The sequence below is a fragment of the Pleurocapsa sp. PCC 7319 genome (genome assembly GCF_000332195.1).
Lineage (GTDB): Bacteria > Cyanobacteriota > Cyanobacteriia > Cyanobacteriales > Xenococcaceae > Waterburya.
Map to the genome: position 1 here is coordinate 4,489,982 of NZ_KB235922.1, position 13,447 is coordinate 4,503,428.

The window sequence follows — 13,447 nt, forward strand, 5'->3', positions numbered from 1 at the left end:
TTTTGATCTAGCTATTAATATCGGCAACTTCAAACAGATCGTGAACTGGGTTGGGCGAATTTTCTCCTGTCTTTTCTGTAGTTACCTTCAGGCGATATAGACCAGGTTCAAGATTCAGAATCTCTGAATTAATTGACCATTCATTACTTTGATTGACAAAATCTAGATTGATATCAGGACGGCGCTCAGAAACACAAACTAGATGACCTTTCAACGCCCCAAAATCTTCATCCCCATTAATCTTAGCTTTAATCAAAATTGGTTCATTTTGGAGATAAAGATCGTCTAGCAAGAGACTAATACCTTTTTTTCCAGCTCGAATACTTCTGCCTTGTTTGCCACGTCTACCTCTGATATCCTCCAATGTCTCACCAGTATCTTGGGACACTTGCATTTTGTTGAGTAAATTTAACAAAATATTTGGCTGATTTTGTAGAGAGCCGTGAGCTTCCGCTATGAAACTGGGAATTTCCAACACATCGCGATCGCTAAATTCGATTGGAAAAGCAGAAATCTGAGGCACTGTACCATCGCCATCAGCTAGACTTGCCAAATTTCTATTTTTCATGATTAACGGTAACTCTCTGCCAACTGTGATTTTTCCATTAGTAAATTCAGCAGATTGTAAAGTCGGTTGTTGTATACCGACAAAGGGAACTGTGGCATAGGAATCTGAATGAGTCTTAACTGCGGCTTCAATTTCCCTATGAAAAGCTAAAGCCTGATTAGCTTTTTCTTGGTCAATATTCGGTAGGTTGGCAACTTCGGCAACTCTTTTACTGGCTCCGTCAACTTGCAAAACAGGATAGATAGGCAACAACTGATAGATGGAAGTCAATGAATTAATAATCTCTCTCATGCCCAAAAGCTTCAGGAGATCGATTCCTTGCTTCCTAAATCCATTGGCAAGTACATCGATCGCATTTACCGAGCCACGGTAAGGAGTACCAAAAGTAAACAATGCTCTGGCATCTTTCCAACCCCCTAACACTTCTAAGTAATAGCGAGAGATTAATCCTCCCATGCTATGAGCCAAAAGAATTACCTTGGCATCACTATTGCCGCTAGATTCCCGCCATGTTTTTAATCTTTTATCTAATAAACGTTTCAGGATATTAGCATTAGCACGATTATCCCGGCGCCAATCGTAGGGGAAATAATAAAAGTTAGCTACTTGGTCCTCAGGATCTTGGTAGATATCCCCTTTGATTACCTTGAAGTTATCAGTAATCAGCTTCGAAGTTTTGTCATAGCCATCTATTTTCCATAATCCAGGAATTAGATGAGTATCTTGAATCAAGCCAGTTGGTATGACACCATCATCAAGGTTCCCACCTTCTGGATCATCTCCTTCTAATTTTAAATCACCCAAGCGATCGCCCAAACTTCTTACTACTTGCCAGATTGCTTGACCGGAAACATTCCACAGGTCTTTACCATCCTTTTGTAAGATGCTACCCATAATTCCGGGAAGAATTACCACCATATCTTTCATTTCAGTTGGCACTAATCATCTCCTGTTACAAAAATAGAATTCGATTCTGAAACTAAATAAATGAATATATAAATAGAAGACTTGATAGCTAATTAACCCTGATATTTCAAGTCTTCTTCCAGCCAAGCATTTTATAAACCAAGTATTTTAAGCAAAAAGTTTAGCGAGAGTATTCGCTCCAACTACACCATCTACATTAATACCAGAATTTTCTTGAAACTGTTTAACAACCGTGGCTGTTCCCTTGCCATAATAACCGTCAGGTACAATGCTATATCCATGATCTTGTAATGCTTTTTGAACTTTGAAGACATCAGAACCTTCCGTCATTGGAGTAGTGAGCTTAAGCAGTCTCGGTTTTTCGTCCCAGGGAGCAATTTTAAATCCATAAGCAGGTGATTCATTCAAACTACGTTCCGTATTGGGTCCCCATACTCCATCTACGGTAAGTGTTTGACCGGGATTATTGTTATTCCATAATTGTTGGAAAGCTTTCATGGTTGCTTGGCGAATATCTTGGGCACCAGTGCTAACATAATCAAAATGAGGCTTGTCCCGGGGACCAAACCATCTCCAGCTATGTTTTTTGAGGTAAGGTTGCCAACCAGTATGATCGTTAATATCAAGAGCTAACCCGCTTTGATGGTTGCTTCTTCCAGGTCTGGCAACAATCGGATAGCCACAACTTCTGCCCCAGTTAAATAATAGTAATTGCTGGGCAATTGTTCTATATCCAGAGTTAACTGTCATTGTTCTACCCCGCTCCTGAATCGCTTTAGCCAGAGCTGTTTTGGCCGGGGCTTGAAGATAGGGAAAGGCAGCCTTATTAAGATTTACATTCAGCTCTTCAAAACTAACCAATATATTAGGAAACATTACATTCATCTGATGAATCAACTGCTGGGACAAAGCATTACAAGCAGAAGTTGAACAGCCAGGAGTATTTTTAATTAGACCCGAATATGATTTAGCTTGGTCATCAAATGCCTCATCCTCACGATTATGAACTTCACCACAAAGTTCTGATTCATAGTCATACCAGTCTGGTAGTTTTAATTCGATATCTTTCATACTACTTCTCCGAACAAAATAACCTGGTAATAAAAAATGAGGTGTAAAGATCAAACTAAGCCAAGTTTGATCTTGGTATCAACTCTTACCAAGTAGCTAACGGCTAAAAGCCCTTATTTTGCTTAGACAATATTTCTTTGGTTCATAGATTTTAAAGCAGAAAATAACTCTTTTTTATTTAGTTTACGCTTATTTTTATGTCTAACTTTATTGGGCGATCGCACACTTTGAATTTTTTTTTTCGAGTACTTCTATATTATTGGTCATTAATGAGCTTAATTTTTACGCAAAACAGCGAATATTTGTAATATCAATTTACATAATTTGAGGAAACCTCAAAGGCTCGTACGCCCCGCCCCAATACTTCTCGTTTAAGACTTTCCACTTTGAAAAATGGGATATTAGTTGAATTTACGCATGAAAAATACCTTCTTGCGCGGTTAATATAATTGACACGAAGTATCTATCATTGCTTATTTGCATATTAATCTCTTAACGCGATCGCCACGGCTAGGGTGATCGCTTTCCTTGCTTGGCTAATTAACTCACGGTTCGCTTAATTAATCATTTTTAATGTCCTAACATAATTGTGTACGGCTATAGCTTCTCGGCTGGAGCATTTCTGACCAAAGTCGGGGAAACTGTCCACTAAACGCTTTAAAAGACAAGAATTACTAGATTGTGAGAATGTTCTCACGTTACTTTCAAAATACATTCATCCAGACAAGTTTAACTAAAAATTAAGAGGAGATTAATAGGTCTTAGATATTTGTAGCCAGATACATTAAAACTACCTATTTTGAAACTCGCCAAGCGGTTAAGCCGCAGGAGGTGAAATGACTTTAAATATTTTAATCGCTCCATCTGGTTTTAAAGAAAGTCTCGATGCCGAACAAGTTGCTGATTGTATTGCAGCAGGCATCAAGAGAGTCTTACCCGATGCTCGAACAATTAAAGCCCCATTAGTAGATGGAGGAGAAGGTTTTACTAAAGCATTGGTTGAAGCTACAGGAGGTACTTTACACCCTGTTCAAGTAACTGGACCAGTAGGACAAAAAATCAATACATACTATGGTTTACTAGGAAACACTTATTATAAAACCGCGGTTGTGGAAATGGCAGCAGCAGCGGGTTTGCGTCATGTTCCAACTGAATTGCGCGATCCTCTAATAACCACTACTTACGGTGTTGGAGAATTAATTAGAGCCGCTTTAGACGCTGGAGTTGAGCGCATCTTAGTTGGCTGCGGAGATTCTGGTACTAATGACGGCGGTGCTGGTATGGCACAGGCTTTAGGTGTCAAGTTACTGGACTCAGAAGGAAAACAGTTGGGTTTTGGCGGAGGGGAACTGATCAAACTAAAGCAAATTGATTTATCAGAACGAGATCTGCGTCTCGATTGGGTACAAATTGATGTGGCTTGTAACTGGCATAATGTGCTGTGTGGCTCTCAAGGGGTAGCCAGAGTATTTGGTCCGCAAAAAGGAGCATCTTCTGAAACTGTTGAAGAAATGGCTCTGGCTCTAGAACACTATGCCACAGTTATTAAAGCAGATCTAGGTATTCAAGTGGGGCAACTGCCTGGTAGTGGTGCTTCTGGTGGTTTAGGAACAGGTTTACTAGCTCTATTAGATGCGAAATTATATCCTCGCTATGAAATCGTTATGCAGTACCTAGAAATAGATCGCTTACTGCCACAAGTAGATTTAGTAATTACTGCCGAAGGATGTCTCGATTCCCAAACTCCTAGGGGTAAAATTCCTTCTGAGGTTGCCCGACGAGCCAAACGTTACAATTTACCAGTCATAGCTTTAGCTGGCACGATCGGTCAGGATGCTGAGGTCAACTGGCAACACGGAATTGACTATTTTGCCAGTATTTTGACCTATCCTTGTCAACTACAAGAAGCGATCGCCGAAGCTTCAACTTTATTAACTAACGCGTCCGAAGGCATAGGAAGATTGCTGCTAGTGGGTCGACAAGTTAGACATTGCACCTTGAGCGGATGGTAAATGAAAGTTAATTCTTCGGTTTCGATTTTCAGAATTTGAAGTTTTCAGAAGTATATTTTCAGGAGAAGAATAATGAAAAATACATTATGGTCAAAAACCAACGAGACATATATGTCTTGGATGAATAATGAAGATTGGTTTAATTTGGGAAAAGCTGATGCCTGGTCAGATAAACCAAAACGCCCTCCAGAAGATGCTCAAGCTGCCAGTATGTATGACCTTGGTTATAGCGAAGGGGGGATTAAACATTCGCCGATGATTAATAATCACAGATAACTGAAAAATTGACATGAACCCCAATGAAGATTTTTGTGACTTTTCTGTCAAAAAATGGCAAGGAATACAAGCACTCGCTAAAAAGATGCAAACACTAAGCAGCTTACTGGATGTTTTTGACAGTAACGAAATTAAAGCTCAACCACTAGCTAATGACTGTCAATCTCTAGCAGATAGTTTAAAAGCTGACTTGAAGAACGCCATTGAAACTTTAGTAGAGCTAATCGAAGTTGAAAATGTGGTTGAATAGCCTAGCTAGAATTCTTGCGGAGCGGAAAAAAGGGAAGTAGGGCAAAAGACGGAGGAGACATACAGCAATTGATTGCTTCTAAGAAAGTACCTAAGACTTATAAATATCAAGAAAACTTGCCAGTATCCCATCCCAGACCTTTACGCTGGGTAGTTGATGCAGCTTTCCCACTAGCGTTAACTCTCACCGCTGGCATTAGTGTTTTATTGCCGACTTCCCTCCCTACAGAAGGACGTTTATCACTGTTTGCTTTTATCGTAGCTGCTATATTATGGTCAACAACCTCAATCAACGCTGCTTACGTTGCTTTGGGAACCGTCATGCTATTGGTTTTGACTGGTGGTACATCTCAAGAACAACTTTTTGCCGCCTTGTCTTCTGATGTCATCTGGTTGATGATTGGAGCTTTTATCTTAGGAGGTGCAGTTCAAAAAACTGGACTAGCAGCAAGGTTAACTCAAATTGTAGTGGCGCGAGCTAATACAGTCCGCAGTCTTTTTTGGCTGTTAACTAGCGTTTTGATTCCTCTATCTTTCATAATTCCTTCTACTTCTGGTCGAGCGGCGGTTACGATCCCCGTCTTTCGTAGTATTACTGCTGCTACTAATGACAAGCGGATAACTCGCGCGATCGCCTTATTAATGCCAACTGTTATCTTAGTTTCAACTATAGGTGCAATAGTTGGTGCTGGTTCTCACTTGATCGCCAATGACTTACTATATCAAATTACTCAGCAAAGAATTTCCTTTACTCAATGGGCGATTTATGGATTACCGTTTGCCATTGCTGCTAGCTACGCTTCTTGTTGGGTAATTATGAGACTATTTTTAAATAAGTCTCGACTTGATCGCCCATTACCACCGCAGAAACTAAAACAACAACCTCTTTCGACCAAGGAAATTAAAACTCTTATTATTGTCCTAATGATGGTGTTACTGTGGTTGACTGAAAATTGGCATGGCTATGAAATTGCCACTATCTCTGTGGCAGGGGCTTTAATATTGACATTGCCTAATTTAGGTATTTTGAGCTGGCAAGAAGGCATCAAAGCAGTTTCTTGGAATTTGATTATTTTTGTTGGTGCAGCTTTAGTCTTAGGGCGATCGCTAATTGATTCTGATGCAGCGCAGTGGATCATCAGTAAAATTTTCCAGATTAGTACTATTTCTCAAAGCAACTCACATTTATTTATATTGCTACTACTGGCGTTAATTTCCCTCACATCTCACCTCTATATGACTTCCCATACAGCAAGGGCAGCAGCCTTAGTACCTCCAATGTTGTACTTAGCGAATAGTTTGCAACTTAATCCAGTAGCCGTTTTATTCTTAAGTACCTTGGGTATGGACTATTGTCTAACCTTTCCTGTTAGTTCTAAGGCACTATTAATCTTCTGCGAACTAGACGATCAAACTTATCAGCCAACTGATTTACTCCGTCTCAGTTCTGTTCTGCTTTTAGTTCATTTGGGATTAATTATCTTATTTTATTTTGGTTACTGGCGCTGGATTGGCCTGGCATTATGAAACTACAGCAAAAACTCTTATCTACTTTTGGTGGTTTAGTTGTATTGGCCTTACTCAATGCAGGGGTAACGGGGTGGGCAATCTATAATTGGCAAACCAGCAATCGAGAACTCAACAATCATTATCAACGTAGTTTACTAATCAAAGAATTAAAAACGCGAGTTATTAATGCGACTCAAACAATTCGAGATGTGATCGCTACAGGTGAACCTAATGCAAGAAGTCAATTTGAAACAGATATTGCTCCTGTTCAGCAGTATTTTCGGAATTGGTCACAATTGGCACACAATGGTGCAGAGAAAAAGCAAATACAAGAACTCAAAAACGCCTATTTATTATTGCTTAGAGATTGCGAAGAAATTTTACAATTATTGGCAGAGGATCGTAAATTCGAAGCTTTAGAGATAAGAAGAAATAAGCTTCAAAACACCAGTATTCCAATGTTTAAAAAACTTGGTGAACGAGCAGTTGATTCCGATCAACAAGACCGTCAGGCAATTCTGAGACGAGTCAAACAGAGTCAAGAAACAGCAGAATTGGTTCTGATCTTGGCCGCTTTTGGGACAATCTCCTTGAGCTTGCTGCTGATAGCTTATCTCAACTCCGATCTGTTTACCCCCCTCAAGGAAGTGAAGCAAGCTCTTGATAATCTTAGTCAAGGCGGTCGCCAAATTTATTTGGATGCGGAAAGAGGCGATGAAATTGGTTCGGTCAATCGCGCCTTCAATCGGCTGGTCGAGTCATTGCAAAAACGAGAAAAACTTCTAGAGCTGGCAGCTTTGGAAACAGTTAATGGGACAGCAGCAGGGAATAGCTCTTCGATCAAGAACGCACCTTCCCGGCTACTTGTACACCAGCTCTTAAATCAAATGGAAGTACAACTAGCTCAATTGGATTACAAGAACGGGAACGGGAACGTTAAAACGGCTAGGAAGCAGGTAATTATTAATCAAGTTACTCAACTATTAAGTACAGTCACTCATCTAACCGAGTTTGGCTTTCCTCTGGATCTTAATCTTACAGAAATTGATATTCGAGCGTTGCTGTATGAGATCGTAATTAGTTTTCAGGAAGAATTGGTAACTCGTAGCATTAGTATTGAATTAGAGATCGCACCAGAAGTAAAACGAGCAGTTGTAGATCGGCTAAAATTGCGAGAAGCAATTAAGCAGTTGATAGAAAATGCCTTGGAAGCACTTCCAGAAACTGGTGGTCGAATTGGTATTTTTACTAACGTGGTAAGTGATAATGAGTTACTGATTGATGTAACTGATAATGGCACGGGAATCAAAAAGTCCTTGATCGATGGATTCTTTAATAGTGCAGAAATACTGTCAGGAACTCAGCAAAGTCGATCGCCGATGGGACTCAAACTTACCAAGGAGATCGTCGAACAGCATGGCGGAGAGTTGACACTTAATAGTGAGTTGAATCAAGGCACACAGGTACAAATTAAGTTACCGATACTGACTAAAAAGTTGCGATCGCCATCTTTGAAGCTTTCCCAACAAGTTTGATGTCTCAGTTCTGGGTAGACCAAGGTTAAGGATTTTATTCCTAAAGATGAAGTTCACTCTGCTTTTCAGAGATTCATTGATATTCACTTTTCTTGGATTACTCTTAGAGACTAAGAAATATGTTTTACAATTCCTGCATAAAATATCAAGCTGAACGTATTTATAACTTAATCAATGAAGTTATAAATACCGCCGGTAAAACAACTTATAAAACTGCCGGTAAATAAAATTTACCAATGATCGAGAGGAGATAAGCTGATGTCTTATGATATCAGCTTGTTTCTATTGGAGTTCGGTTGAGGCGAGATACAATGGTCATCATAGCTGGGATTAGATTCATAATAATATACTTTTGAAGTTTACTGCTCAGCTTTTTTCTCTACTTACTTACCGTCTAACTCACGTGTTATTTGGTTTAAAGTTATGAAACGTCTTTATCAACCATTATCGGTCTCAATTGTAGTTATTATAGGCTTATGGGGTATTTTTGAGATTTTTTCACGTTGGTTTGCGGAAATACTCTGGTTTAAAGAAGTTGACTATCTCTCAGCATTCTTAATTCGACGGGGAAGTGAGTGTACTTTATGGTTATTAATCTGTATTATTACGAGCTTATTTCTGGGGTGGAATTTGTGGTTAGCAAGTCGCTGGCAATGGCATTGGCGATCTAAAGAGGAATGGTATGATGCCGGAGTTTTCTATACTTCCTTGCCAAAACAATTTGTTACTCAAAATTCTCATAAAATTACTTTGGGAAAACAATTATCCATTAGACCCGATTCTGAGCAAAAAACTTCTTCTCCCCGCTTAAAATTACCTTTATTACTTTTGGCTGCGATCGCAGCTGCTGCCGCTCTTACCTATATACTTCTTCATAGTACCCAAATCGCACTATCTGTTTGGGAAACAAGCTATCGCTTACCCAAAATTGCTTCTCGTTTAAAACCCCCGCTAGATATCTTTGACCTAGATAATCTGACTAACTTCATTTTGAGCTATCTCCGTCAGTTGGGAATTGTGGTGGTTATTGTGCCGTTACTTTTATGGAAACCTAAGATTAGTTTAAAAGTAAGCGTCATTTTAGTGGGTATTATTTTTGGGTTTATCTGGGCAGGAAATTGGGCAATTGTACTCCGCTTTTTAAATCCTTCTAGCTTTAATTTAGTAGATCCGCAATTTCAAAAAGACATTGGTTTTTATATCTTCCGTTTGCCTCTTTGGCAGCTATTTGAATTTTGGTTAGTTGAAGTGTATTGCTATGCATTAATATCTTGCACCTTATTTTACTTATTATCAGGGAATAGTCTTTCAGAGGGTCGTTTTCCAGGTTTTTCTCGCCCTCAACTTCGCCACCTTTCTATTTTGGGCTCAGGAGTAATGTTGAGTTTAGCTAACCAACATTGGTTGAATCGTTTTGAGCTACTTTATAACTCTAGTGGAGTAGTTTATGGTGCAGGTTATACCAGTATTAAAGTTCAGTTAACTATAGAAATATTTTTAACTATAGTAGCGGTACTTAGTGCAATTTGGTTGATATACAAAGGATTTACTGGATATCAAAATCTACAGCTCAAGAAACGTAAAATAAAGCGCATTATTTGGTTGATTTTGCCCTTTATGATCTATTTGTTCGTCTTTTCCCTGAGTAATTTTTCTAGTGCCACAATTCAACATCTATTGGTACAACCCAACGAACTAGTAAAAGAAAAACCATATATCGAGCGTAATATTGCGATGACTCGCAGAGCCTTTAACCTGGATAATATTGAGGCAGAAACTTTTAATCCCCAGGGGGCATTAACGGCTGAAGATCTAAAGAATAACAATTTAACGATCAAAAATATTCGGTTGTGGGATACTCGCCCAATTCTAGAAACTAACCGTCAACTACAGCAAATCCGTCCCTATTATCAGTTTGCCGATGCCGATATTGATCGCTACGTCCTTGGTAAGGATGCTAATACAGCTAAAGGCGATAAACAACAGGTGATCATTGCAGCTCGGGAATTAGATTATGGACAAGTCCCAGAAATTGCCCAAACCTGGGTAAATAGACATCTTATTTATACTCATGGTTATGGTTTTACTCTCTCTCCAGTAAATCAAGTCGCCCAAGGGGGATTACCTTTCTACTACGTTAAGGATATTGGTACAGGAAGCCAAGATTCTGGAACGCTTAGAGCATCTGATGATTTAATTCGTCAGAGTATTCTCCTTGATAAACCCCGTATTTATTACGGAGAGTTAACCAACACCTATATTATGACTGCTACTAAGTTAAGGGAGTTGGATTTTCCTAGTGGAGAAGAAAACGTTTATAACACCTACGATGGCAATGGTGGAATTAAAATTGGTAATTACTGGCGACGAATATTGTTTGCCGAATATCTTAAAGATTGGCAAATGCTATTTGCACAAAATTTTACTGATGATACTAAGTTACTGTTTCGACGTAATATCAAACAGCGTGTTGAAGAAATAGCCCCCTTTCTTAGTTATGATCGAGATCCTTATTTAATAGCCGCGAAAATTCGTCAGGATGAGAATCACGAAAATCTTTATTGGATTATTGATGCCTATACTACTAGCGATCGCTATCCTTATTCCGATCCAGGAGAAAATAAATTTAACTATCTTCGTAACTCAGTCAAAGTAGCGGTGGATGCCTATAATGGCAAAGTGGATTTTTACATTTCAGACCCAGAAGATCCAATAATTCAAACCTGGGACAAAGTTTTTCCCCATCTATTTAAACCACTCTCAGCTATGCCATCAGAATTACGTCGCCATATTCGCTACCCTGAGGACTTATTTCGGATCCAGTCAGAAAGATTACTTACTTACCACATGACAGATCCTCAGGTATTTTACAATCGTGAAGATCAGTGGCAAATCCCCAAAGAAATTTATGGCACAGAGTCGCAGCAGGTAGCGCCTTACTACCTTATCATGAAGCTCCCCACTGCTACCCAAGAAGAATTTATTTTGTTGCATCCTTATACTCCTAGGAGTCGGTCTAACTTAATCGCTTGGTTAGCAGCCCGTTCCGATGGTGCAGAATATGGCAAATTGCTGTTATATAAATTCCCTAAACAAAAACTGATTTATGGACCGAATCAAATAGAAGCTTTAATCAATCAAGATCCTGTGATTTCTCAACAGATTTCTCTTTGGAATCGTGAGGGGTCACGGGCAATACAAGGTAATCTATTAATTATTCCGATTGAGCAATCGTTGCTGTATGTTGAACCTTTGTATATTGAAGCGGAAGAAAACAGCTTACCTGCTTTAACCAAAGTAATTGTTATTTTTCAAAATCAGATTGTCATGGCAGATACATTGGATCAGGGCATTGATGCAATTTTTAAATCGCAAGATAATCCTCAAATCATAATTCGTCCAGTAGAAGACATATAGTCATTCTAAATAATTTCCGTATGATTTCACAATGTCATCTAAAGAAATACCTGAGGCAGAATAAAAAGCAAAAAACTAGAGTCATTGGACTTTGGATAAACAGGAAAATAATTCGCGATGGGCATTCGCGAACAAAGTCCAACAAGGAAAACACGTATTATTATATGAAAAATAGATAACAATAAAATAACCGTATATTCACGTATATTTAATTTGTTGTTTTTGACTGATGGGAAGACATGTTATTAAATTATGAGCAAGAAAAGTTTGGGGTTAGATAGTCAAGTTTATAATTACTTACTATCTGTATCCTTGCGAGAGGAAGAGATCTTAACTAAGCTACGAGCAGAAACTGACCAACATCGAGGCAGTATCATGCAGATATCTCCTGATCAAGGGCAGTTTATGGCAATGCTGATTAAATTAATAGGAGCAAAGAAAGCCATTGATATTGGGGTATTTACAGGCTATAGTTCTTTGGCGGTAGCTTTAGCCTTACCCGAAGATGGTAAGGTTATCGCTTGCGACTGCGATCCGGAGTCTACGGCGATCGCCCGTCGTTTTTGGCAAGAGGCGGGAGTAGAACACAAAATTGATTTTCAGCTTGCACCAGCCCTGGATACTTTGGATCGGTTAATAGCTGAAGGGCAATCTGGAAGTTTTGATTTTGTTTTTATTGATGCAGATAAACGAAATTATCTCAACTATTATGAACGGGCATTAACTCTACTAAGAACTGGTGGTTTAATAGCTGTAGATAATGTGCTTTGGTTTGGGAGAGTTGTTGACCCAGAAGATACTGATAAAAGAACACTCGCTATTCGGGAATTTAATCAAAAAATGCACCAAGATGAAAGAGTTTTTATTAGTATGCTCCCGATCGCCGATGGTTTAACCTTGGCATTGAAGCGTTGACTCTTCCTCCGGTTAAAAGGCTATATGTAATGACAGCTGAAAATCCATTCTTTACCCTACATCCACAAGAAGGATTTAAGATAGAACTATTAACTGTAATCATCCATACATTATATGAACACACCTGTAACAGACGCTAAAGACCGTAGTTTTGCAGCTTTAATCTATTTATTCCCCCTTGTATACTCCTTGCCTTTTGGTATACTACTATTATCACAATTTCCTTGGTTGTACCAATTTTTCTCACCTCTAATTGCAATTTATGGGATTACAAATAGCCTGCCTTTTGCAAGTTTGATCATTTTCTTTGGTTTATGGTTTGCAGTAATCAGAAATGATAATGTCAGCTATTTTGTTCGTTTTAGTGCTATGCAAGCGATTTTAATGAATATAATCCAGATTTTATTTAGCCTGATTATGAGCATTTTGATACCTGCTTTTGGCGCTCAAGGTCTTCTCACTGAAACTCTTTCAAACACAATTTTTATGGGTAGTGTTGTTGCTTGTTTCTATGGTATTTTTCGCTCTATTCAAGGAGAATATGCCGAACTTCCCGTTCTTTCTGATGCAGCTTCCTCCCAAATTCGTTAATTGATCAACGGTCACAGACTTCAATATTATTCTTTCATTAGCGATCGCTTTTTTATAATTGCGATCGCTTTAGTTTTTTATTTAGAACAAAAAATGGTTCCCATTTTTGAAAAATACAGCAACTTTTTGCTGCTCATGCTTCTGGAGATTGAGTATTTTAAAAAATCCAACAATCTAAAGAAATATGACTAAATTAAACGTTTAGAATCAAAATCAGATTATCTTTGGAAGAGGAAGTATCGAGAAGTATCAAGCAATATTCTTGATATCCATTCAATAATGAAGGGTATCAGGAATATTTCTTAACATTATTCTGCAACAGGTTAATTGACAGGAAAATTTTCGCTATTACGATCTATAAGATGAAACTCAAAAAA

10 protein-coding genes are annotated in these 13,447 nt (G+C 38.6%); 8 read left to right on the forward strand and 2 right to left on the reverse strand.

What is annotated here, in order from left to right; genetic code table 11:
- Window positions 1-7 precede the first annotated feature (7 nt).
- Both PLEUR7319_RS0124535 and PLEUR7319_RS0124540 read right to left on the reverse strand, forming a co-directional pair.
- Window positions 8-1,507, reverse strand: a complete 1,500-nt coding sequence (locus PLEUR7319_RS0124535) for a lecithin--cholesterol acyltransferase (RefSeq protein ID WP_202804263.1) — start codon at window positions 1,505-1,507, stop codon at window positions 8-10.
- Window positions 1,508-1,642: 135 nt separating this feature from the next.
- Window positions 1,643-2,566 (reverse strand): peptidoglycan-binding protein, encoded by a 924-nt coding sequence (locus PLEUR7319_RS0124540; protein ID WP_019507877.1) that lies wholly within the window; start codon window positions 2,564-2,566, stop codon window positions 1,643-1,645.
- Window positions 2,567-3,402: 836 nt separating this feature from the next.
- Between PLEUR7319_RS0124540 and PLEUR7319_RS0124545 the strand changes: the two genes are divergently transcribed.
- From PLEUR7319_RS0124545 to PLEUR7319_RS0124580, 8 genes are all read left to right on the forward strand, one after another.
- Complete coding sequence (locus tag PLEUR7319_RS0124545) at window positions 3,403-4,578, forward strand: glycerate kinase (protein WP_019507878.1); 1,176 nt, start codon at window positions 3,403-3,405, stop codon at window positions 4,576-4,578.
- A 72-nt stretch (window positions 4,579-4,650) separates the two neighbouring features.
- Window positions 4,651-4,854, forward strand: a complete 204-nt coding sequence (locus PLEUR7319_RS0124550; RefSeq protein WP_026102755.1) for a hypothetical protein — start codon at window positions 4,651-4,653, stop codon at window positions 4,852-4,854.
- Window positions 4,855-4,867: 13 nt separating this feature from the next.
- Window positions 4,868-5,104, forward strand: coding sequence for a hypothetical protein (locus PLEUR7319_RS0124555; RefSeq protein WP_019507880.1), 237 nt, complete (start codon window positions 4,868-4,870; stop codon window positions 5,102-5,104).
- A 14-nt stretch (window positions 5,105-5,118) separates the two neighbouring features.
- Window positions 5,119-6,630 (forward strand): SLC13 family permease, encoded by a 1,512-nt coding sequence (locus PLEUR7319_RS0124560; RefSeq protein ID WP_019507881.1) that lies wholly within the window; start codon window positions 5,119-5,121, stop codon window positions 6,628-6,630.
- The gene (locus PLEUR7319_RS36590) at window positions 6,627-8,147 is read left to right on the forward strand and encodes an ATP-binding protein (protein ID WP_019507882.1); all 1,521 of its coding nucleotides are present in this window, start codon (window positions 6,627-6,629) and stop codon (window positions 8,145-8,147) included. Before PLEUR7319_RS0124560 ends, PLEUR7319_RS36590 begins: the two co-directional genes overlap by 4 nt.
- Window positions 8,148-8,570: 423 nt before the next feature.
- On the forward strand, window positions 8,571-11,564 hold the full coding sequence (locus PLEUR7319_RS0124570) for a UPF0182 family protein (RefSeq protein WP_019507883.1): 2,994 nt from the start codon (window positions 8,571-8,573) through the stop codon (window positions 11,562-11,564).
- A 252-nt stretch (window positions 11,565-11,816) separates the two neighbouring features.
- Complete coding sequence (locus PLEUR7319_RS0124575) at window positions 11,817-12,479, forward strand: class I SAM-dependent methyltransferase (RefSeq protein ID WP_019507884.1); 663 nt, start codon at window positions 11,817-11,819, stop codon at window positions 12,477-12,479.
- A gap of 114 nt (window positions 12,480-12,593) precedes the next feature.
- Entirely contained in the window at window positions 12,594-13,070 is a 477-nt protein-coding gene (locus tag PLEUR7319_RS0124580) for a Tic20 family protein (RefSeq protein ID WP_019507885.1), read from the forward strand.
- Window positions 13,071-13,447: the final 377 nt, after the last annotated feature.